Genomic DNA, 23,643 nt, shown 5'->3' on the forward strand with positions numbered 1-23,643 from the left:
CACTAAGCCCGCTTTATTCTGATAGTTTTTTGAGTGATAAACATGTCTTATACTACCTTTAGTCGTAAACATAATAACCAAATGGAAGAGCCAATGTTTTTTGGCCAAACCGTTAACGTATCTCGTTATGATCAACAAAAATACCCTATTTTTGAAAAACTAATTGAAAAGCAGCTTTCGTTTTTTTGGCGCCCAGAAGAAGTAGACGTAAGCAAAGACCGCTTAGACTTTCAAGCATTACCTGATCATGAAAAGCATATATTTTTAAGTAACTTAAAATATCAAACATTGCTTGATAGCGTACAAGGGCGTTCACCAAACGTGGCCCTACTGCCTATTGTATCGCTACCAGAGTTAGAAACATGGATAGAAACGTGGGCGTTTAGTGAAACGATTCATAGCCGCTCGTACACGCATATTATTCGTAATGTTACCCAAGCACCTGAACTTATTTTTGATGACATAGTTAGCAATGATAAAATTAGTGAACGTGCCGATGCGGTAACAAAATACTACGATGATTTAATTAACTCAGTGTCGCTTTACAATTTATACGGTGAAGGCAAACACGAGATTAACGGTAAATCTGTTGTTGTTAATTTATTTGAGCTGAAAAAGAAACTTTACCTGGCAATGATGTCGGTAAATATTTTAGAAGCGATTCGTTTTTATGTCAGCTTTGCCTGCTCGTTTGCGTTTGCTGAGCGTGAATTGATGGAAGGTAACGCTAAAATAATCAAGCTTATTGCCCGCGATGAAGCGCTACATTTATCTGGCACTCAGCATATTTTAAATATTATGCAAGACGGTAAAGACGATCCAGAAATGGCGATTGTTGCCGCGCAGTGCCGCGACGAAGCAATTAAAATGTTTGTGGACGCTGCAGAGCAAGAAAAAGAATGGGCCGAGTACTTATTCAAAGATGGCTCAATGATTGGCTTAAATAAACACATTTTATGTCAGTACGTTGAATACATTACCAACGCTCGAATGACAGCCATTGGTTTTCCTGCACAGTTTAAAAACAACAGTAATCCTATCCCATGGATAAACTCTTGGTTGGTGTCAGATAACGTGCAAGTAGCACCACAAGAAGCTGAAATTAGCTCCTACCTTGTTGGTCAAATAGACTCGCAAGTTGATGCCTCTGAATTTGGTGACTTTGATTTATAATGACTGATCGACCTACTGCAAGCATTACGCTTGCAGATAACAGCCAGTGCATAGAATTTAGCACTGGCTGCCCTTCTGTTTTACACTGCCTAGAATCTCAACAGATAGAAGTGGCCTTTCAATGCCGCGAAGGCTATTGCGGTGCCTGCAGAGCGACTTTAGTGTCGGGTAAAGTTGATTATAATGAAGAGCCTCTAGCGTTTGTACGCGACGGCGAAATACTGTTGTGCTGCTGCAAACCTAATGGCGACATACATATTAAACTTTAACTTCATTTAAACCAAACAGTCTAAAAATCACTCTCTAATCAGTTTTAAGTACTTTTAAACCACTTAGTTTAAAAGTACTTTTTAGCCCTTTATAAAAAACATATTCATAAACCAAATTAATTAACCTTTATAAATTGTTAACAATCAAAGCCTTGCAGATTTCCCTGCTAATTAATTACTAAAATCGATAAGGTTATACTATAACATCATTGAACCGTCGCTTTTGTAGTGTTATATTATATCACAACATAACAACCACGAACTTAAAGACTCATGACTAAGCTAACATTAATTTCTTCTGCAATTTTTTCTGTTTTATGCTCTCACTCTGCACTTGCTGCTACTGTTAATGGCAAAGTAACAGATGAAAAAAATCAACCTATTGAAAACGCCACTATTCATGTACACGGTAAATCTCAAAGCGTTAAAACTAACAAGCTTGGCGAGTTTGCCATTGAGCTTGATGCGAGCGGCCAGCTGCATATTAGCAAAGATAACTATAGCGATTCACGCATTACGGTAACCGAGTCATCAAACAATATTGCAATTGCTTTAAAGCCAACCTCTATTGAAACTGTAGTTGTGTTTGCATCGGCCTTGCACAAAAGTAGCTTAGAAATGATTTCTCCGGTAAATGTACTCTCTGGTGATGAGCTAAGAAACAAGTCAAAGCCAACGCTTGGCGAAACCCTAAAAGGCTTACCGGGAGTTAACGCGAGTTATTTTGGCCCTGTTTCATCAAGCCCAATTATTCGTGGCTTAGATGGCCCTCGGGTTAAAATTATGCAAAATGGCTTAGACAGCAGTGATGCATCGCGTATTGGCCCTGATCATGCTACTTCTAGCGACAGCTTAGCTGCTGAACAAATAGAAGTACTACGTGGCCCAAGTACCCTACTGTATGGCTCTGGTGCTATTGGTGGTGTGGTAAACGTAGTTGATAACCGTATTCCTACGAGCAATATAGATGAATTAACCGGTGCAGTAGAATACAGTCACGATTCGGTATCCAACGCGAATACCTACGCTGCAAAGTTAGAGACGGGTTATAATAATTTTAACTTTCATTTTGATGGCACTAAACGCAGCGGCGATGACTATCAAACACCACGATTTAACCAGCTTCACGAAGATGGTGATGTTGAAAGTAAAGATTCTGTAGAAAACACCTTTATCGACAGTGAAACCGTTAACTTTGGTACTAGCTACGTAGGTGAGCATTTAACGGTTGGGTTTTCTTACGGTAAAATAAAAACGGATTATGGTATTCCAGGTCATGAGCATGATCACGGACATGAACACGATCATGCAGCCGACGGCGATGCCCATAGTGATGAAGCACATGAAGAAACACCTGTTTTTGCCCAGTTAGAGCAAGATCGCTGGCAAGGTCTATTAAGCTATGCGCTACATAATAATTGGATTGAAACCATTAATTTGCGCTTAGGCTATACAGATTACTTACACAGTGAAATTGAAAATGGTGAAATAGGCACTACATTTAAAAACAAAACCACTGAAGCACGCTTAAACATAGAACATAAATTAGCTGATTGGCACGGCATGGTGGGTTATCACTACAGTGATTCTGATTATGATGCCAACGGCGAAGAAGCATTTACGCCAGCCAGTGTAACGACCACTAATGCTTTATATTTATTAGAAGAACGTGAGTTTGGTGATGTAACTATTGAGTTAGGTGCGCGAGTTGAAGACTATAAAATAAAAAGCCAAATAGCAACGCATCAGCATAGCCATGATGACACGCAAACAAGCAATGCTGAAGTACTTGACTACACTAAAAGCTTTACTAACCTTAGCGCTTCAATGGGTGCTATTTGGCAATATACCCCTGGATATAGTATGGCAATGAGTCTTTCACACTCAGAACGTGCCCCGCTCTCTGCAGAGCTATTATCTAATGGCTTACACATTGCAACTGGTACCTATGAGCTTGGCCTAGGCTATCATATTGAAGACGGTGAAGCGCATTTTGAACCCGAGAATATCAAACAAGAAACCTCAACCAATATTGATTTAGGTTTTAGACGCTTTAGCGGTGACTTTGGTTACTCTGTAAACTTTTTTTATAATGATATTAAAAACTTTTACTTTCAAGAAAATACTGGCTTAGTATTTGATGAAGAACATGGTTTAGAAGCGGCTGATAACGGCCACGACCATGGTGTGGCGGTGTATCAGTTTACCAGTAAAGACGCCGAGCTGTATGGCTTAGAGTTTGATGCGCATTATAAAGTTAACGCAAGCACCTTGGTTAAAGTATTTGGTGACTCTACGCGAGCAAAACTAAAGCAAGACGATGAAAACTTACCTCGTATCCCTGCTAATAAATTAGGCTCTGAGTTGCAATACAACTTAGGTAATTGGCAATTCGCATTAACCGGTACCCATTATTTTTCACAAACCGATATTACCGCCTACGAGACTAAAACCGATGGTTATACTTTATTTGATGCACAAGCTAACTATCAGCTAGATTTAGGTAACCTTGATACACAACTGTATATCAACGTTGATAATATTACTGATGAGCTTGGTTTTGTACATAGCTCATTTATTAAAGACACCGCACCATTACCAGGTAGAAACTTCCGCTTTGGTATTCGCGGCTACTTTTAACAATATACTTTAACTCCCTAATCGTTAATAAGCTCTAGCCATGCTGGGGCTTATTGCTTGCTAAAGTGCAGTGTTTTTCATCCTCTTTATACATATTTTACTTTAAATACTTTTTAAAAAGAGAAGTGAATGAGCGTAAATGAGCAATAGAAAAAGTTAAATATACTGTAAGACACAAAAAAACCGCATTCAATTTAATGAATGCGGTTTTTTATTTATTGCTTAAGAATACTTAAGCAATAATTTCGTGTAGCTCAACATCAAATACTAGTGTTGAGTAAGGTGCGATTGCAGCACCGGCACCACGTTCACCATAAGCAAGGTCATGAGGAACGTAAAGACGCCATTTAGTACCCGCTGGCATCATTTGTAATGCTTCAGTCCAACCTTTGATCACGCCACCTACTGGGAATTCAGCAGGTTGACCGCGCTCGTATGAGCTATCAAAAACAGTACCATTAATTAATGTACCGTGGTAATCAACACGTACTGTAGACTCAGCTGTTGGCTTATCGCCTTCACCTGTAGTAATTACTTCGTATTGAAGACCTGACTCAGTTACTGTGATTTCAGGACGTTTTGCATTTTCTTCTAAAAATGCAATGCCTTCAGCAGCAAGTACTTGTGATTCTTGCTCGCGACGAGCTTGAATTTCTTCATTGATTTTTTCAAAAGCAGCTTGGATCTCAGGGATCTCAACTTGAAAAGCGCTACCTGCGTACGCATCTTTCATGCCTTCAAACACTGAATTTAGGTTTAAGCCTTCAAAAGGATTAGACTTAAGTTGCTCACCCATTTGTAAGCCAATACCGTAACTTGCTTTTTCAGCATCTGTAGTAAAATTATCTGACATAATGTGTTTTTCACGTTTTGTTAGTTAAAAGACGCGACTATGCTATCACAAAATAAACCCGCTTTGGGGCTAGTTTTTGCTGTGTTTTACTTTAATTAGGCCAACAATATAGGTACTCACTGGTAAACTGCATAAAATTCCAACAAGTAGCGCTAAAGTGAGTAATCCACTAGTACCAAATAATAAAAATGGAATTACCACAAGCCCAACTAAACCTATAAATACTGAGCCAATAACCGGCCAAAACTTATCGTACTTAGTAATTAAATGAGCCACTAAAATATTAAAACCGAGGGCATAAACAAAAGCAGTTATAACGGGATTATTTGGTTGAGCATCAAGTGCCATTTTGACTAATAAACTTATTGCACTTTGATAACAATAAGCAAACACAACCCATAATAAAACGTGTTTAATTAATTGCTGTGAGGTTGAAAGGTTAGTTGATTTTGACATACAAGTTCCACAAAGCAAAAAACCGCCAATAAGGCGGTTTTTTTAAATAATGGTGGAGAGATAGGGATTTGAACCCTAGATGGGCTATAAACCCATGCCGGTTTTCAAGACCGGTGCATTCGACCACTCTGCCATCTCTCCGCACGGCGCGAATAATAGGGGTAAATGCCAAGTTTGTAAAGGATTATAAGCATAAAATAGTTAAAAATAATTTTATGCTTATAATTAAAGCAATGTATTTAAATACCAATGATTATTAATTTAGCGACAACTAAATTTAACAAAGATGTTTACTTTAATAATATTGCTTTGGCCTGCGTGCAATCCAAGAGCAAAGCAAACACACAAATAAACTTAAAGTTAAAAATGTTGCACTTTGAAATATTAAATCAAATCGATTTAAATCATCACTAGGCACTACTACAACCAAAAATGCAGGCAATACGGTGAGCAATAACACATAACAACATATTTTAAATGCACGACCAAAGTCATAGCGTTTAGATTGTTGCATCCACCAGGTTAAAATAACTAATACAGCCATTGCTGAGGCAACAATAAAATGTGCTTTACTGGTACTCATTGCAACATAAAGAGTTATAAAAGCGCCTATAGCACCCCAAAAAGACCAAGCTAGCCAACTTTCTTTTTCACGTAAAAATAAATTTCCCATTAATTTCGTCTTCTTTATCTTTGTTTTTATTAAGACTTTCCATACTTTATCAAAAAACAATCGATTAAAAAACAAACTGCAGAAGGAGTTTTATAGATTACGCATCCTAGCACTTCTCACAGCTAAACTACTTAACCTGAACTCTGGTTAAGGTATTTACTAACACATTTAATAATAATGATATTTAAACTTATTTTCTCTAGCGTTGAAAATAGCTGCTAGAAATAGATTTATTATCAAGAGTTCTGGTTACTTACACATCCACTCTAACATACAAGCGTTAATGGTGTATGAGTATAAGTAGGGCAAAAAGTTCATCTTATTTTATAAGTAGCTGAAAAAATCAACAGTTTTATGACGAGGCGACTTTTTACACTCAACAGCCGGCGTGCCTAAATACAAATAGCCCACTATTTCGTCTTGCTCATTTAATTTTAATGCCTGTTTAACTGCAGGGCTTTGCGCAAAAAAACCAGTTCGCCAAATACCACTAAGCCCTTGTGCAAAAGCCGCTTGTTGCATAGCAAATACGCTACACCCTGCGCTTTGTATTTGCTCAATTCGCGGGACTTTTGGATGTTCTTGATACTTTGCTATAGCAATAATAATCATAGGCGCGCGCAACGGGTGCTCTTTTGTGCGCTCAATCATTTTTTCGGCTTGTTGCTCTGCAATTGCACTTTGCTGAAAAATGTCGCCTAATTTATGGCGCGCATCGCCTTGTACAACAATAAATTGCCAAGGTGCAATACAACCATGGTCGGGAACACGTAGCGCAGCTTGCTGGATCACCGCGAGTTGTTCTTCATTTGGGCCTGGCTCTGTTAATTTGGCGTCAGATTGACGGGTCAATAATAATTCAATCGCGTTCATAACCATCTCTCAAAATAAAAGCTAGCATAGCATTGATTTAACATAGAAAAATAAAGCGCTGTAATATCAGTGCTTATTTTAGCGAGAATAATAGATAAACAGCCTAAGCTGTATATTAACAGGCGGGATAAACTTATACCCCGCCTAAATAGCGGGGTATAGTATGCAGTAGCCAATTGGTTATAACAAGTTAGACTAGCCTAGCCTATTGGCTAAGCCAAAATGTTATATTTCTCTGGCAATTTGCAGCGCTTCATAAATAGCACGTTTAGCATCAATTGCAGTGGCAAGCTTAGCGCCCCCAATAACATGCACTTTGGCGTTGTCGCTTTGCTTTGCCAATACTTCATTATTAGAAACCTGACCAATACAGGCAATCACAGTATCTACTGCTAATACTTGCTTATCTCCTGCAACTGTAATGGTTAAACCATTTTTATCAAAACTATGATACTGACAATCAGCAATTTGTTTAACGCTATGTTGCTTAGCTACTTGGCGATGGATCCAGCCTGTTGTTTTACCCAAATCACTACCAAAGCGACCTGCACTGCGTTTTAGCATATACAGTTGGCGATCATCTTTATGGGGTTTAGGTTCGCACTCAATACCCCACTGGCTTTTAAAGTCACTAATACTTTGCGACTTTTGCTCGCTTAAAAAAGCCACCATATCAAACCCGATTCCACCGGCCCCTAATATAGCAATTGACTTACCTAACTCTACTTCACCACGAATAACTTCATCGTAGGCAAATACGCGTTTACCATCACTGCATTCAATACTTGCCTCACGCGGCCTTACCCCTGTGGCAAATACTATGTCATCATAGTGTGCAAGCATGCTGTCGTCGTATGCTTTACCTAACTCAACCGTTACGTTTAAACGTTCAAGCTCATTAGTGTAATACGCTAAGGTATGATTAAAGTCTTCTTTCCCAGGTATTTGCATGGCTAAATTGAATTGCCCACCCATTTGCATTTTTTGATCAATCAGCGTTACCGTATGGCCTTTTTCTGCCAAATAACAACTTGATGATAAACCCGCAGGCCCTGCACCAACTACTAATACCTTTTTAGCTTTAGTCGTTTTTTCTAGTGGGTAGTCGAGTTCAAAAGCTGCTTGTGGGTTAACTAAACAAGTAGCACGTTTGCCTTTAAATACGTGATCCAGACACCCTTGGTTACACCCTATACAAATATTAATATGCTTTGATAACTGATTATTATATTTATTAAAAAACTCCGGATCAGCCAGTAATGGCCGCGCCATCGAAATTAAGTCGGCATCGCCTGCGTTTAGTATTTCGTTAGCTATTTCTGGGGTGTTAATACGGTTTACCGCGATAACGGGTACTTTAATTACATCTTTTAAGCGTTTTGATGCTTCTTTAAACGCCCCAGGCGGAACCATACTTGCAATTGTAGGAACTCGCGCTTCGTGCCACCCTATTCCTGTATTAAAAATATCAACACCCGCTTTTTCAAGTTCAAGCGCTTGAATAGTTACTTCTTCAGGGGTAGAACCATTAGGAATTAAATCCATTACCGACAGTCTAAAAATAATTAAAAACTGCTCCGATACCTTAGCCCTAACCGCTTTAACTATTTCAACGGCTAAACGCATTCTATTTTCTAAACTGCCACCAAACTCATCATCTCGTTTATTCGTATGCGGTGCCATAAACTCATTAATTAAATACCCTTCAGAGCCCATTACTTCTACGCCATCGTAGCCTGCTTTTTCAGCCATGTAGGCTGAATGTGCAAAGTCTTTAATAGTTTTTTTAATTGAGCTTAACGACATTGCCTTTGGCTTATAAGGACTTATAGGTGCTTTAATTGCGCTCGGAGCTTGATTAAAAGGGTGATACGCATAACGCCCGGCATGAAGTAGTTGCAAACATATTTTACCACCATGCTTGTGTACTGCATTGGTGTAAGCACGATGTTTAAAAACATCATAATAGCTATTAAAGGATGACGAAATAGGCGTTAATTTACCGCGTAAATTTGGGCTATAGCCCCCGGTAATTAACATGGCAGTACCACCTTTAGCACGTGCTTCGTAAAAAGCACGTAGGCGTTTGCGGTTATGCCAACCTTCTTCAAGACCGGTGTGCATTGAGCCCATTACTAAGCGGTTACGTAATTGTGTGTGTTTTAATTGTAATTGTTGTTCTAACATCCTGTGCCCCATTAACTGGTCTAACCTGTGTGCATTGATCAATTCTGCTTTAATACCGACCAATAAGCAATATCTGAACTTAGTATTTTAATAAACTGTTGCACATTAGGCTAACAATACCCATTTTTCGGCTATTACAAGCCTACTTTTTTAATTTCAAAAAGTGCAACTGAAGTTTATATTGATAAAAATGTGAATAGCAACAGTGGCATAATTAGCTTTATAAATACTTCGTTACGATTTAGCAGTTAAATTTATTTATATTCTGAGCTAAGATGCTTGTAATGTATTAGTTGTACCAAATTAAGGATCTATTTTGATTGCAAAAGTATTTAAAGGTATTTGGACTGGGATAAATTTTTCTCGTCGTTTAATACTCAACATTTTATTTTTATTACTGGTTATTGTTTTTATTGTGTCTCTTTCAAGTGACGGCGATAAAATAATTGTAGAAAATGGTTCAGTACTTAGACTAAACCTTAACGGCCCTATTGTTGAAGAAAAAACCTATATAGATCCTATTGAAGCAGCAATTAGTGATGCTACTTCAAACGCTGAATCACCGGGTGAAATTTTACTCGATGATATAGTTGAGGTTATTAACGAAGCCGCAAAAGACGACCGCATCAGCGTAATACTGTTAGATTTACAAGAAATGCCAAAAGCGCATTTAAATAAATTAAAACAAATTACCAAGGCACTTGAAGCATTTAAACAAACGGGTAAAAAGGTTATTGCCTCTGGTTATTACTACACTCAAGCTCAATACTACATTGCAGCACATGCAGATGAAGTCGCTATGCACCCTTATGGCAGTGTAGCAATTGAAGGCTTTGGTATGTACCCACTGTACTTTAAAGAAGCACTTGAAAAGTTAAAAGTAACGCAGCATATATTCCGTGTTGGTACGTTTAAATCGGCAGTTGAGCCGTTTATTCGCAATGACATGTCGGATGCAGCTAAAGAAGCTAACCGCGTATGGTTAACAGCACTTTGGAATGAATACAAACAAGATGTTGCTGCAGTACGTCCTTTTGATGAATCAAACTTTGACGAAACCATGGATGTATTTTTAGCAAAAATGACAGCTGCAAATGGCGACGCGGGTCAATATGCGCTAGATAATCAATGGGTCGATACATTAAAAACCAATCAACAAGTTCGCCAACAGTTAATTGATTTAGTTGGCGCTGATGAAAAAGGCAAAACTTTTAAACAAGTTTCATTTCGTCAATATTTAAGCCTAGTTAAGCCCCCTGTTGTATTTGATAACCCAATGACAGAAAAAGTCGCGGTAGTTGTTGCTAGAGGTACAATTGTAGATGGTGAGCGCAAAGCCGGCGAAATTGGCGGCGACTCTACAGCTGCACTACTGCGTAATGCACGTTTAGATGACAAAGTTAAAGCCGTAGTACTGCGCATTGATTCGGGTGGCGGCAGTATGTTTGCCTCTGAAGTTATTCGCGCTGAGGTGTTAGCACTTAAAGCAGCAGGTAAACCTGTTATTGCTTCAATGAGCTCTGTTGCAGCTTCTGGCGGTTATTGGATTGCTTCAGCAGCGAATGAAATTTGGGCTGCGCCAAGCACAATTACCGGCTCTATTGGCGTATTTGGCACCTTTATGACCTTTGAAAACACCTTATCTAACCTTGGTGTTTACTCGGATGGCGTGGCAACAACCGACATGGCTGGGTTTTCTATTACTCGCCCGCTTGATGACAAAATGGCGCAAGTAATTCAAATGAGTGTTGAGGAGGCCTACGGACGCTTTTTAGATGTGGTTGCAGATGCACGTAACATGACACCTGAGCAAGTTGATAATATTGCGCAAGGCCGTGTATGGATCGCAGCAAAAGCACAAGAGCTAGGCTTAATCGATAAACTAGGTGATAAGCAAGACGCAATTAAAGCGGCAGCAGCACTTGCTAAACTAAATCATTACGATGTTAAAACGATTAAACAAAGCTTGAGCCCGCAACAAAAAATGATTCAAGATATTTTAGGTAATGCGTCGGTTAAATCTATGCTTGGCAGTAACAACGCAACAACCTCGGTTCTTGCAACGCAAGCTAACTTACAAAGTGTGGTTAAGCGTTTAAGTAGTGAAATAGATAACCTTAAAGATTATAACGATCCACAAGGTGTTTATGCGCGCTGTTTAGCTTGCTCTGTCGCACAATAAAAGTGCATCTGCCTTTATAAGCAGTTGTATTTAAAGTTATACTAAGCCCAGTTATTTTACTGGGCTTTTTTTATGAAACGTAAACGCATTTACATCGCTTACACTGGCGGTACAATTGGGATGAAAAAATCGAGTCGCGGCTATATTCCGGCTGAAGGGTTCTTAACTCAGACTGTGGTCAATAATGCAGAATTTAACCGTGAAGAAATGCCACTTTTTGATATTCACGAGTATTGCCCTTTAATTGATTCCTCTGATATGACGCCTGCTCACTGGCAGTTAATAGCAGATGATATAAAAAACAAATATCAAGACTATGATGGCTTTGTTGTCCTCCACGGCACCGACACTATGGCGTATACCGCCGCCGCCTTATCTTTTATGTTTGAAAACTTAACTAAGCCTGTAATCGTTACCGGCTCACAAATTCCCTTGTCGCAATTGCGCTCAGACGGGCAAGTGAATTTACTCAATGCTATGTACTTAGCAGCAAACTACCCTATTGCTGAAGTAAGCTTATTTTTTAATAATCAGTTGTTTCGTGGTAATCGAGCCACTAAAGCCCATGCCGATGGATTTGATGCATTTGCCTCACCAAACCTTGAGCCTTTAGCGCTTTCAGGTATTAATATTCAACTTATAAAAGGCCAATTAAGCCCCTATGTTGAAAACGATTTACAAGTAACCCCCATTACAACGCAGCCTATTGGTGTGCTGCATTTATATCCGGGTATTAGTACCGAGGTTGTGAAAAGCTTAGTAAACGGTAGCATTAAAGCATTGGTATTATTAAGTTTTGGCGTAGGCAATGCACCACAAGATCCTGAATTTTTAACTATTTTAGAGCAAGCCAGCAAGCGCGGCGTTATTATTATAAATTTAACCCAATGCATAAAAGGTCATGTAAATATGGGCGGCTATGCAACGGGTAACGCGCTCCTTAATATAGGTGTGATCAGTGGTTACGATATGACATTAGAGGCTTGCTTAACTAAGCTGCATTACTTATTAAGTCAAAACCTTGAAGTAGAGACAATTCGCCACTTAATGCAAGACAATTTACGCGGTGAGTTAACCCGTTAATTTAGCGGGCTTAAAATTAAAAAAGCACGCTAAATTTAGCGTGCTTTTTTTGTCGTTTTAATAATTAACCTGAACTCTGGTTAAGAGATTTACTAACGTATTGAATCATAATTATATTTTATTTTCTCTAGCCAGAGGTTTTCAGTGAAAACAAGACGAATTTACGCGTCAATCGCTGGCCTAGTGCAAGTAAATTCAACGCAGTTAGCGCTGAAAATAGCTACTTGAGATAAGTTTTTTATCCGCAGATCAGGTTGATTAACGTACTTTCGCGTCAATCTCAACTAGGTCTGTTAAATGACACACTTCACCTGTATGGGTTTTAACCCCATGCTCACCAAAGTAATCACGCTGGGCTTGTACTAAATGCCCATTACTTGGAGTGGTTAATGTAGCAAAGTAAGTTTGCGATGAGCTAAGCACCGGAAACGCTAAGCCTGTCATCATTGCTTGGCCTGTTATTTTACGCAGTGCAAATACTTCTTTATCAAGGGTGTCAATAAATTCAACGCCTTGTGCAACACTATCTAAATAATCAGCACGAATAATACAACCCGCACGCCATGTTTGCAGTGTTTTAGACAAATCTACTTTCCACTGATGCGTACGCGACGCGCCTTTAATTAAAGCCAAACCTTGGCGATAAGCAAGTAAGCTCGCTAAGGTAAATGCATCTTTAAGCTCAACTAAGTCAATTTCAACTTTAGTGGTTGCTCTATCGGCGTAAGTCATCTCTTGTGCAGCAGTTGTGTCATAAACATTCGTTAAATGACGTGCTTGCACTGCAGCTACTAAAGACGGTACTGCAATACCAAGCTCTAATGCATTTTGCGCAGTCCATAAACCTGTGCCTTTAGCACCCACTTTATTATCAATTAAGTCCACAAGTGGTACATTATTTTGATTTTCAAGTGACAATATGTGGCTAGAAATAGACAATAAGTAGCTGTTTAAATGCTCTTGCGACCATTCGTCAAAAATTTCTGCTACTTCTTTAGGTGAACGCCCAGTGCCATGACGCAGCAATTGATACACTTCAGCAATAAGTTGCATTAGCGCATATTCAATGCCGTTATGAACCATTTTTACAAAGTGACCACTGGCTGATTGGCCCACACGAGCGAAACATGATTCACCCTTATAACTTGCAGCAACCTTTGTAAACCATGGCTCGACACGCTCCCAACCACCTTCAGATCCGCTTGCCATCATTGCAGGACCATGACGAGCACCTTCTGCGCCGCCTGAAATCCCCATAGTGGCAAACTCAAATTTATTTTGGTATTTAAGCTTGCGGTTAATACCGTCTTTATAATTACTGTTACCACAGTCAACTATAATATCGCTGCACTGTACGCCTGCTTCTATTAGCTCACTGCATACAGCATCAACCAACTCGCCCGCAGGAACAAGCAACAAAATAGAACGCGGTGCTTCTAAACGTCTAACCATGTCTCCTAAATCAGAAACAATGTGCAGCTTATCAGCTAAACCTTCTGACTTAGCGCAGCTCAATAACTCTTCACCCGCATGGGGGTTTTTGTCATAAGCGACCAGCGTTATGCCCTTTTCAATTAAGTTTAGGGCAAGGTTTTTCCCCATAACGCCTAACCCTACTAATGCAACTTGCATTTAGTGCCCTCCTCGGTAACAACTAATTGGTTAGTTAATTTAAATAAATACTTTGGCACGTGTATTATATCATGAGCAAAAAAATATACTTTTATCACAATGTAATTATATCAAACAACAGCGGACTCAGGGGGAGAAATAGTCGCTAGATTAAAAATTTATAGATCATTGACGCCCCCTGACACCGGTGTCATAATGATCGCACATTCATTTTGTATATAATAGTGGCAATACAATAAAAATTGCCCATAACTAAAACTTTACCTGCTAATGGTAACTGCTTTATAAAACAAAATAACCGTCAATCTGCTTAAAATTAAGCATACAGGAGAATTAAATGCTAAGACGCACAAAAATAGTCGCGACACTAGGGCCTGCTACTGATAGAGATAACAACTTAGAAAAAATTATTTGCGCAGGTGCAAATGTCGTACGTTTAAACTTCTCGCACGGTGTGGCACAAGATCATAAAGACCGCGCCCAAGCGGTACGCGAAATTGCTAAACGCTTAGGTAAACATATTGCTATTCTTGCTGACTTACAAGGCCCTAAAATTCGTGTTTCTACCTTTAAAGAAGGTAAAGTAACCCTTGCTGTTGGTGCCAAATTTACCCTTGATGCAAAAATGGAGTTAGGCGAAGGCGATATTAACGCTGTTGGTATAGATTACAAAGAACTACCTAACGATGTAAGCGCTAATGATTTACTGCTGTTAAACGATGGCCTTATTCAGCTACGCGTTAACGAAGTTGTTGGCCACTTAGTACATTGTACTGTAACTGTTGGCGGTGTTTTATCTAACAATAAAGGGATTAACCGTTTAGGCGGCGGCTTAACTGCGCCGGCATTTACAGAAAAAGACAAAGAAGACCTACTTACAGCTGCAGAAATTGACGTTGACTATATAGCCGTTTCATTCCCACGCAGTGGCGATGATATGCGCTACGTACGCTCACTGGCTGAAGCCGCAGGTTCAAAAGCGCAGTTATTGGCAAAAATTGAACGTGCAGAAGCCGTTGAAACACAAGAAGCCGTTGATGATATTATTCTTGCGTCTGATGCGGTGATGGTTGCCCGCGGTGATTTAGGTGTTGAAATTGGTGATGCCGCGCTAATGGGCAAGCAAAAACTCATTATTCGCCGTGCGCGCTCATTAAACCGTACCGTTATTACTGCGACGCAAATGATGGAGTCGATGATCGACAATCCAATGCCAACACGTGCTGAAGTAATGGATGTTGCCAACGCAGTGCTTGATGGTACTGATGCCGTAATGCTTTCGGCTGAAACAGCCGCGGGGGATTATCCTGAAGAAACCGTTGCAACTATGGCGCGAGTTTGTTTAGGTGCTGAGTCGCAAAAAGAAACGCATGTTTCTAAACATCGTTTAGACAGTCGTTTTTCAAGTAATGCAGAATCTATCGCCCTTTCGGCTATGTATGCAGCAAACCACTTAGATTCAGTAAAAGCAATTGTTACCTTAACTGAATCAGGTAGTACGGCTAAGTTAATGTCGCGTATTAGCTCAGGTTTACCTATTTACTCGTTATCTCGCCATGCCAGTACACTAGGACAAACTGCGCTATACCGTGGTGTTTATCCAGTATTTTTTGATTCTACTAAAACTGAAAAAGACGGCATGGTTAAAGCGGCACTTGCAACACTTGTTGAACAAGGTGCTTTAGAGTCTGGTGATACAGTTATTATTACTCACGGCGACTCTATGGAAACTGTGGGCGCAACTAACACCATGAAAATTGTTACTGTAAGCTAATATTTAATACAGTAACTTAAATACAAAAAGCGAGCTAAGCTCGCTTTTTTTGTATCTACTCTGCAATCACTAACTGAAATATTAACTCGCTAATGCTGCTTTTACTTTATCGCGGTAGCTACGGCTTACTTTAAGCTCTTGACCGTTTTCAAGTACTAATAAATATTCACCACTTACTTGAGTGACCAATTTACTGATTTGTTTAGTATTTACAATTGCACTGCGATGCACGCGTACAAACAACTGCGGATCAAGCTCTTGTTCAAGCTCTTTCATGGTTTTACGTAATATATGCGTTTGCCCATCTTGGCAATGTAGGCACATATAATCACCCGCAGCATCAACCCATTGAATAGTAACAACTGGCACACGAATTATTTCGCCCTGCTCTTTTACGGCAAGCGACTCTGGGTAACGTCTATCCGTTAATGTGTCGCCTGTGGCTAATTTTTTAAGTATTTCTTCGCAATTATTACCTGTGATCCCAGCGACAAAGCTTGCTAGTTTTTTCTTATGGGCGTTGTCTTGCTGCGTTTTTAAATAAGTATGCACTTTTTCTACCGCCTGCTTAAGTCTGTTGTCATCAACGGGTTTTAAAATGTAATCTAAAGCATGTATTTCAAATGCTTTAACTGCAAACTGATCAAAAGCAGTAACAAAAACAATAGCTGGTAATACTCGTGTACTTTCGCTTAACGCGCGTGCAACTTCAAAACCGTTCATACCAGGCATTTGAATATCTAAAAAAATGAGATCTATTTTTTGATTTTTACATATTTCAATCGCATCGGCACCGGAACTACATTGTTTGATCACTTCAATGTCAGCAAACTCTTCAAGCCTTACAGCTAAGCCTCTACGTGCTAACGGCTCATCATCAACTATAAGTGTTTTTATTTTTATCATTACTTTACTGCCTTCTCAAACGGTACTCGCAGATTAACTTTTAATCCACTTGGCGTATTATGCGATAATACAAACGAATAATTATTTTCGTAGAGCGTTTTTAATCTATCCTTGGTATTTGCAACGCCTACACCTTGAGCATTTACCAACTGACCATTAATTAGTTCTGTTCCTGGTCCATTATCACCTACTTCAAGTAATAATTCATTAGCAAACACTTGCGCCTTAATATCTATTACACCGCCCTCTACTAAGTGTGCAATTGCATACTTAATCGCATTTTCTATAATAGGTTGTAAAATCAAGCTCGGCACTAATGCCTGCTTTGCTTGCTCACTAATTTCTATATTTACTTTTAAGCGTTCATCAAACCGCACTCGCTCTATTTCTAAATAAAGCATTAAGGCATGTAACTCTTGCTCTAGCGGCACTTTTTTAATTGGATCTGTATTAAGTGTATAACGTAAAAAGTCGCTTAATTTTGACACCATTAAATTAGCATCTTTGTTCTCTTTTACCAAAATTAATGTAGAAATAGCATTGAGGGTATTAAATAAAAAGTGCGGATTTAACTGATACCTAAGCATTTTTAATTGAGCTTCGTGCGCCATGGTAGTGGCTTTTAGTGCTTTTTGACGCTCACTTTGTAATAGCTGGTAATACTTAACGCCAAAGTATAAACCACTCCAACATAAAATTATGTATACCGAATCTAAGCCTTGCTGCAGGTAGTAAAACCATTCTTCTGGCCGATAGCCATGGCGGTATATTTCCCATAAATTAAATTTTTGTACCACAGCCCATAAAGTGCCCGTAATATAGGACGCGCTAAATACAACCAGCATTAATACCCAAGGTGAAGCATGCCAAATTTTTCGGTAAATATAGCGCAGCGGCACTGTCATTAAACAGCCTGCGTAGGCATTTAATAAAATAACAAATACGTAAATATCGCGCATTTCAAATACTTTAGAGCCGATATAATTTACCAAGGCGTAACCAATCCAGCCTGCTACTTGCAAGAGCCAAAAAAAACGCTGTCTGTTATCAATCAAAGATTGCCAATTCAAAATAAATTATTACCCTGTGTATTTGTCACTATTATATCGAGTTATGTAAACGCTTAGCACTACCAACCATCTTGCTTTTTAAGAGCCTTGCCGCAAACAGGTATTGATCGTATCTATTGTTACGCATAAAAAAGCGAAAGGAATAAACCTTTCGCTTTTAACGTATTTATTTACTAAATTATTGCTTAATTTAAATTAAGCAAGCTTATCAGATACCACTTTATAGGTTGGGTCTTCAATTACATTAACTTGAACTAAATCGCGTGCTTTATGCAGCAGTTGCGTACAGTCTTTACTTAAGTGTCGTAGGTGTAATTTTTTGCCTGCTTTTTTATATTTATCAGCTAAGCTGTCAATTGCCTCAATGGCACTGTGATCGGCCACACGACTATATTTAAATTCAATAATAATATCGTTAGGGTCGTTCTTTACATCAAATAATTCAACAAAGTTTTTAACCGAACCAAAAAACAGCGGTCCATGTAATTCATATACTTTAGCACCTTGTTCATCAATATAGTTGGTTGTGTATATATGCTTTGCATGCTGCCAAGCAAATACCAATGCCGATACAATCACACCCACACACACTGCAATGGCTAAGTCGGTAATAACGGTAACACCCGACACTAATACAATTACAAATGCATCAGACAGTGGTACACGCTTCATCATTTTAAAGCTTGCCCATTCAAAAGTACCCAACACCACCATAAACATCACACCAACCAAAGCAGCCAGTGGGATCATTTCAATTAAACCTGAGGCAAAAATAATAAACGCAAGTAATATTAGCGCAGCACTAATGCCCGATAAACGCGAACGCCCACCTGAGTTAATATTGATCATTGACTGACCTATCATGGCACAACCGCCCATAGCACCAAACATGCCACAGGTAATATTTGCAGCGCCTTGGCCTATACACTCTTTGTTACTATGCCCACGCGTTTCTGTAATTTCGTCAATTAGGCTCAGCGTTAATAAAGATTCAATTAAACCAATCGCTGCTAAAATAAGTGCATAAGGAAAAATAATAATAAAAGTATCTAGAGTAAATGGCACCATTGGAATATGAAATTCTGGTAAACCGCCAGCAATCGTTACCGCTTCATCGCCTGTCATCCCTTTTAGGAAATCAAGTACAGTGTGCGCTTCTAAATCAAAGCCAATTACAATGGCTGTAACCGTTACTATCGCAACTAATGACGATGGGATTGCTGTAGTTAATTTAGGTAAAAAATGAATAATAGCCATGGTTAGTGCCACTAACCCCAACATAATATACAGAGGATTCCCTGTCATCCATTGCTGACCGCCCATGCCATCGGGAACTTTAAACTGCCCCAACTGAGCTAAGAATATAACGATGGCTAAGCCGTTCACAAAGCCAAGCATTACCGGATGCGGCACCATACGAATAAACTTTCCGAGCTTAAAAACTCCAGCCAGTATTTGCAGTATGCCCATTAGCAGCACAGTGGCAAATAAATATTCAACCCCATGATCAAATACTAAACTTACCATAACAACAGCTAAGGCACCGGTTGCGCCAGAAATCATGCCAGGGCGACCACCGAAAATAGCCGTAATTAAACCAACGATAAACGCGGCATAGAGTCCAACTAAAGGTTCTACATTTGCAACAAAGGCAAACGCAACAGCTTCTGGGACCAAGGCTAATGCCACGGTTAATCCAGATAGGATATCGTTTTTAGCAGAGCTTGGCGCTTTGCTGAGTAAGTTAAACATTGAGTTCCTCAAGTGTTTTCATAGACGGGTAACAAAAAAAGCGCTGAATTCTATCAAATTAGCGCCCAGTTAACAATTGTCAGTAGGGCATTAACGCTAAGCAATAAGTACTTAGCGTTAATAGATATTTGGTTACAGAGGTAGAGCGGTACTGCGTTTAACGCAAGTCATGGTCACATTAGAATGTACTTCTTGAACGTACTCTAAGCTAAGCAAGTTATCACGTACAAAGTGCTCATAGCCCTCAATACCTTGTGAAATAATACGCAGCATAAAGTCCATGGTGCCTGCCATAGTGTAACATTCCGTTACTTGATCGTAACTCAATATTAGTTTTTCAAATTCAGCAAGATTCTTTTTTCCATGGTTCGATAAACGCACGTGAGCATAAACCAGCATATCAAAGCCCAGCTTTTTCTCATCTAAAAGTGCAACTTTACTTTTTATGTAACCATCTTGCTCTAGCTTAGCAATACGGCGCCAACAAGGAGATTGCGACAAACCTACTTTATCTGCTATTTCAGCGGTTGATAAACTAGCATCTTGCTGCAAAAGTGCCAAAATTTGGCGATCTACGTGATTTAGAGACATTTTATTTCTTATTTATCAGATAAACTGGCTAAATTATACATGTGTTTTAAAAAACAGTCTGCTTGTTTTTGGCAAAAAAATTATTTACTCAGCATTAACCAAACTGCCCACTTATAAAAGGATTGTTCTGTTTTTCGTAGCCTACGTTCGTATCGCTGCCATGCCCTGCAAGTATGCGGGTATTATCGGGGAGCGTCATTATTTGCGTTTTAATTGAGGTAATTAACTGCTGAGCATCCCCTTTGGGGAAATCCGTGCGCCCTACTGAGCCTTTAAATATTACATCACCCACAATAACACACTGCTGTTGTGGCTGATAAAACACCACATGACCAGGAGTATGCCCAGGGCAATGCCTTACGATAAAGCTCAACTCCCCAACGCGTATTATATCGTCGTGTGCTAGCCACTCATCTGGATAAAAAGCAGTAACCGCTGCAAAACCAAACATTTGTGCTTGCATTGGTAAATTTTCAAACCAAAAGTGCTCATCCTTATGTGGGCCAATTATTTTTACGCTATAGGTATTACGCAAGGCATCAGCCGCACCAACATGATCTAAATGGCCATGCGTTAACCAAATTGCTGTTAACGTTAAATCGTGCTGTTTTAATGCCGCCACAATTTTGTTGTAATCGCCACCTGGGTCTACTACCACAGCTTGTTTGCTTTGCGAGCATGCAATAATGCGACAGTTTTGTGCAAAAGCAGTAACGGGTATTGTAATTATATGCATCTTAAATTTCTTTATCTTTTTGCTCAGCAAGTACAATGTCTTCTTCAAAAGACATTAATATTGGATATTTTAAATAAGCTTGATCGTAAAATGGGCTCTGCTCATATAACCAATTTAAGCGCGCATCGGCATCTTTGGCAAATACCTTATCGTCATTAATCTTTTTATCGAACGCGAGCGCTAATTTAGGATTATTTTTGAGCATTTGGCGGGCATAAGGAATTAATGCATAGTTTTCCATGTACTCAGTACGCTGAAAAATAGTATTAAATTCGCCCCACGCAAAAAATGAGTCAGGCGCTTCGGGGTGTAATAAATGCACCGCCAACTCGCCTGCTTTTTGCTGCGTGTTCACTTGATACCAGCCATTTAAATCAACATTAATTGCAGCAACATAATCAAAGTTTGCCGAGACTCTAAATCGCCCTTCAAAGGGGGCTTTATCAAAAGTGTAATCTTTTACTTTCGCTACTTTTAATGGTTGAGTATTTACCCCCTCAAGCTGAGTAAGCTCCACACCATGCAATTTAAGTTTTGCTACAAGGTCGCTATACACTGGCGGAATAAAGAATGCTTTAGGTACGTCAACTGTATGCAGCACCTCTTTTTGCCAATAAATAGGAAGATTAGTGTAGTCTTGCTTATTACCTAAATATTTAACTTCTACTTGTCCAGAAAGTGCATTTTGTTCTCGCGCGTAACTTATGCCTTTAAATTCTATTTCGTTTGCTTGCTCAGCATAGCCGCGCTTAACACTAAGTTGCTTAGGAATAAATGCTAGCTCTTTTTTTACCGCAGCTAATAATTCATTACTATGCTCAGCAAGCGCACTTATTGCGCCATCTAAAAACACATACGTCCCCAAAACTCGTTGTTTATAGGGTTTTAATGAATGGTTTTCAACGAGAATGGTCGGTAATGACTTTAAGTCTCCCCAGCCGTTAGAGTATCTTGGCGTAGCCACCCAACCCGCTAGGCCACTTTTAAACTCGCGCTTGTCCATAACAAATACCAGTGGTCCTGGTATATGTCCTTGCGATACCAGCTTTTCATCTATTAAAGGTTTAAAAAGTTGATTGAGTGTATCTGATACCGCCGGCGACTCGCTAGCAAACACCGGATTGTAGCCATAGGTTACATCGTATTGATAATCTGCACCGTCGGTTACATGTACATCAATATACAAATTAGGGTTGTAGTCGTTAATTACTTTTAAAACACTTTTAATTTCTGGTGTATCGAGTTTAGTAAAATCACGATTTAAATTTAGATTATTGCCATTGGTTCTAAAGCCCATTTTTACCGGACCGCGCTGATTAATACGGTTAAATGCACTACTGCGCTCGTGGCCATCTACGTTTAAAATAGGAATAAATAAAATATTAACGTTTTTTAATATATCGCGGCGCTTACCTGTTGCTATATCTCTGAGCAACATAAACATGGCATCTTTACCGTCAATTTCTCCGCCATGAATACCGGCTTGAACAAAAATGGTTGGTTTAGTATCGTTTGCTATTTGACTGGCTTGAAAATACCCTTGCTCGCTGGCAATCAACATTTTTATAGCCCGTTGGCTATTGCTGTAACCAATTGTTTGAGCTTTAAATTGCGTTGGGTTCGCAGCAACCAGTCTGTCTACAAAAGCCATCGTCTCGGCATAACTTGGTGATGCTTCACCAGAGGATAGTTCAAAGTCAGTAGTCAGCGGACCTGCTTTTTGCATTAGGGATATACTTTGCCCTTGCCATGGCAACAAAGGAGGTAAATGGCTGTCATACGCCACACTAGCTGATAAAACCAATAAACTTGCAAACATAAAATTCTCTAACAAACGCCTTAATTAAATAAATTATATCAATTAAACATTTTTATATGATGAAAGTGCGGTGATTCAACAAAAAAAAGCAGCCAATAACATTTAGCACTTTGTTTGTGTTTAGCGAATTATTAAGGGGAACAATAAATTTACTAAAATTCAATATACTATGCAGTTTATACTAATGATAAAAGCAAACTGCGGAATAATTACTATACGCCGAACACAAAAAAAGGAGCCATAGGCTCCTTTTTAATACTTATATAAAAAAGCTTAAGCGGCCGCTAGGCCTTCTTTTGCTTTTTCAACAAGCGCTGCGAATGCAACTTGGTCATAAACAGCGATATCTGCAAGGATCTTACGATCGATTTCTACAGATGTCTTTTTAAGACCACTGATAAAACGGCTGTAAGACAGACCATTTTGACGTGAAGCAGCATTGATACGTGCAATCCATAATTGACGGAAAGTACGTTTCTTCGCACGACGGTCACGGTAAGCGTATTGACCCGCTTTAGTAACAGCCTGGAAAGCTACACGGTAAACACGTGAACGTGCTCCGTAATAACCTTTTGCTTGTTTTAAAACTTTTTTGTGACGTGCACGTGCGACAACGCCGCGTTTAACTCTTGCCATTTCTAAAAACCCCTATTAAGCGAACGGTAACATACGTGAAACTAGACCATGGTCATTTTTATGAACCATCATCTTAGGACGTAGGTGTAACTTACGCTTAGAAGTTTTCTTAGTCAGAATATGACGAAGATGCGCTTGTTTACGCTTGAAACCGCCAGAAGCAGTCTTTTTGAAACGCTTAGCTGCGCCTCTGTGACTTTTTAGCTTATAAGCCATTGCAATAACTCCAAATTGTATTGCATTTAAATTAGTAAGCAGGCGTGAGATATATTGCTATAGCTCCACTTTCAGGCCTAACTTACTGCCATGTTCCGGTGAAAACTCAGCATAAATGCTGC

At 39.3% G+C, this 23,643-nt stretch carries 20 protein-coding genes and 1 tRNA gene; 6 read left to right on the plus strand and 15 right to left on the minus strand.

The window, feature by feature from the left end; genetic code table 11:
- Positions 1-42 precede the first annotated feature (42 nt).
- The 3 genes from nrdB to HC000_RS00240 all read left to right on the plus strand — a co-directional run bounded on the left by nrdB (position 43) and on the right by HC000_RS00240 (position 4,082).
- A complete protein-coding gene (gene nrdB / locus HC000_RS00230) occupies positions 43-1,173 on the plus strand; it encodes a class Ia ribonucleoside-diphosphate reductase subunit beta (RefSeq protein WP_011328097.1) in 1,131 nt (376 codons plus the stop codon).
- A complete protein-coding gene (yfaE, locus tag HC000_RS00235; RefSeq protein ID WP_011328096.1) occupies positions 1,173-1,442 on the plus strand; it encodes a class I ribonucleotide reductase maintenance protein YfaE in 270 nt (89 codons plus the stop codon). The genes nrdB and yfaE overlap by 1 nt, the downstream gene beginning before the upstream one ends.
- Positions 1,443-1,715: 273 nt before the next feature.
- The gene (locus HC000_RS00240) at positions 1,716-4,082 is read left to right on the plus strand and encodes a TonB-dependent receptor (protein ID WP_179806587.1); all 2,367 of its coding nucleotides are present in this window, start codon (positions 1,716-1,718) and stop codon (positions 4,080-4,082) included.
- A 232-nt stretch (positions 4,083-4,314) separates the two neighbouring features.
- Here HC000_RS00240 and HC000_RS00245 read toward each other — a convergent pair whose 3' ends face one another.
- The 6 genes from HC000_RS00245 to HC000_RS00270 all read right to left on the minus strand — a co-directional run bounded on the left by HC000_RS00245 (position 4,315) and on the right by HC000_RS00270 (position 9,124).
- Positions 4,315-4,935 (minus strand): FKBP-type peptidyl-prolyl cis-trans isomerase, encoded by a 621-nt coding sequence (locus HC000_RS00245; protein ID WP_011328094.1) that lies wholly within the window; start codon positions 4,933-4,935, stop codon positions 4,315-4,317.
- Positions 4,936-5,004: 69 nt separating this feature from the next.
- The gene (locus HC000_RS00250; RefSeq protein ID WP_179806588.1) at positions 5,005-5,391 is read right to left on the minus strand and encodes a hypothetical protein; all 387 of its coding nucleotides are present in this window, start codon (positions 5,389-5,391) and stop codon (positions 5,005-5,007) included.
- Positions 5,392-5,441: 50 nt separating this feature from the next.
- A tRNA-Ser gene (locus HC000_RS00255) sits at positions 5,442-5,532 on the minus strand.
- A gap of 154 nt (positions 5,533-5,686) precedes the next feature.
- Positions 5,687-6,064, minus strand: coding sequence for a hypothetical protein (locus tag HC000_RS00260; protein WP_179806589.1), 378 nt, complete (start codon positions 6,062-6,064; stop codon positions 5,687-5,689).
- Between the two features lie 324 nt (positions 6,065-6,388).
- A complete protein-coding gene (locus HC000_RS00265; RefSeq protein WP_179806590.1) occupies positions 6,389-6,937 on the minus strand; it encodes an NAD(P)H nitroreductase in 549 nt (182 codons plus the stop codon).
- A gap of 225 nt (positions 6,938-7,162) precedes the next feature.
- Positions 7,163-9,124 (minus strand): NADPH-dependent 2,4-dienoyl-CoA reductase, encoded by a 1,962-nt coding sequence (locus HC000_RS00270; RefSeq protein WP_179806591.1) that lies wholly within the window; start codon positions 9,122-9,124, stop codon positions 7,163-7,165.
- A 316-nt stretch (positions 9,125-9,440) separates the two neighbouring features.
- On the opposite strand from HC000_RS00270, the gene sppA reads away from it, so the two are divergent.
- Both sppA and ansA read left to right on the plus strand, forming a co-directional pair.
- A complete protein-coding gene (gene sppA, locus HC000_RS00275) occupies positions 9,441-11,306 on the plus strand; it encodes a signal peptide peptidase SppA (protein ID WP_011328089.1) in 1,866 nt (621 codons plus the stop codon).
- A 72-nt stretch (positions 11,307-11,378) separates the two neighbouring features.
- Positions 11,379-12,389 carry an asparaginase gene (gene ansA, locus HC000_RS00280; RefSeq protein ID WP_011328088.1) on the plus strand — a complete coding sequence of 337 codons (1,011 nt, stop codon included), beginning with the start codon at positions 11,379-11,381 and terminating at the stop codon, positions 12,387-12,389.
- A gap of 258 nt (positions 12,390-12,647) precedes the next feature.
- Here the strand turns inward: ansA and gndA are convergent, their stop codons facing one another.
- The gene (gndA, locus tag HC000_RS00285; protein WP_011328087.1) at positions 12,648-14,021 is read right to left on the minus strand and encodes an NADP-dependent phosphogluconate dehydrogenase; all 1,374 of its coding nucleotides are present in this window, start codon (positions 14,019-14,021) and stop codon (positions 12,648-12,650) included.
- A 337-nt stretch (positions 14,022-14,358) separates the two neighbouring features.
- Here gndA and pyk point away from each other — a divergent pair, with 337 nt between their 5' ends.
- The gene (gene pyk / locus HC000_RS00290; protein ID WP_011328086.1) at positions 14,359-15,795 is read left to right on the plus strand and encodes a pyruvate kinase; all 1,437 of its coding nucleotides are present in this window, start codon (positions 14,359-14,361) and stop codon (positions 15,793-15,795) included.
- Between the two features lie 81 nt (positions 15,796-15,876).
- On the opposite strand, the gene HC000_RS00295 is transcribed toward pyk, so the two are convergent.
- From HC000_RS00295 to rpmI, 8 genes are all read right to left on the minus strand, one after another.
- Entirely contained in the window at positions 15,877-16,701 is an 825-nt protein-coding gene (locus HC000_RS00295) for a LytTR family DNA-binding domain-containing protein (RefSeq protein WP_089368227.1), read from the minus strand.
- Complete coding sequence (locus tag HC000_RS00300; RefSeq protein WP_011328084.1) at positions 16,701-17,771, minus strand: histidine kinase; 1,071 nt, start codon at positions 17,769-17,771, stop codon at positions 16,701-16,703. The genes HC000_RS00295 and HC000_RS00300 overlap by 1 nt, the downstream gene beginning before the upstream one ends.
- Before the next feature lie 195 nt (positions 17,772-17,966).
- Positions 17,967-19,523, minus strand: coding sequence for a SulP family inorganic anion transporter (locus HC000_RS00305; RefSeq protein ID WP_179806592.1), 1,557 nt, complete (start codon positions 19,521-19,523; stop codon positions 17,967-17,969).
- Between the two features lie 132 nt (positions 19,524-19,655).
- The gene (locus tag HC000_RS00310) at positions 19,656-20,114 is read right to left on the minus strand and encodes an Lrp/AsnC family transcriptional regulator (RefSeq protein ID WP_011328082.1); all 459 of its coding nucleotides are present in this window, start codon (positions 20,112-20,114) and stop codon (positions 19,656-19,658) included.
- Positions 20,115-20,208: 94 nt separating this feature from the next.
- On the minus strand, positions 20,209-20,850 hold the full coding sequence (locus HC000_RS00315) for an MBL fold metallo-hydrolase (protein WP_011328081.1): 642 nt from the start codon (positions 20,848-20,850) through the stop codon (positions 20,209-20,211).
- A 1-nt stretch (position 20,851) separates the two neighbouring features.
- Positions 20,852-22,669, minus strand: a complete 1,818-nt coding sequence (locus HC000_RS00320; RefSeq protein ID WP_179806593.1) for a M14 family metallopeptidase — start codon at positions 22,667-22,669, stop codon at positions 20,852-20,854.
- A gap of 273 nt (positions 22,670-22,942) precedes the next feature.
- Positions 22,943-23,305, minus strand: a complete 363-nt coding sequence (gene rplT / locus HC000_RS00325) for a 50S ribosomal protein L20 (RefSeq protein WP_011328079.1) — start codon at positions 23,303-23,305, stop codon at positions 22,943-22,945.
- Positions 23,306-23,320: 15 nt separating this feature from the next.
- Positions 23,321-23,521: a 50S ribosomal protein L35 gene (gene rpmI, locus HC000_RS00330; protein WP_004587840.1), complete on the minus strand. Its 201-nt coding sequence runs from the start codon at positions 23,519-23,521 to the stop codon at positions 23,321-23,323.
- Positions 23,522-23,643: the final 122 nt, after the last annotated feature.

This window comes from Pseudoalteromonas sp. MIP2626, assembly GCF_013414205.1.
Classification (GTDB): Bacteria; Pseudomonadota; Gammaproteobacteria; order Enterobacterales; family Alteromonadaceae; genus Pseudoalteromonas; species Pseudoalteromonas nigrifaciens.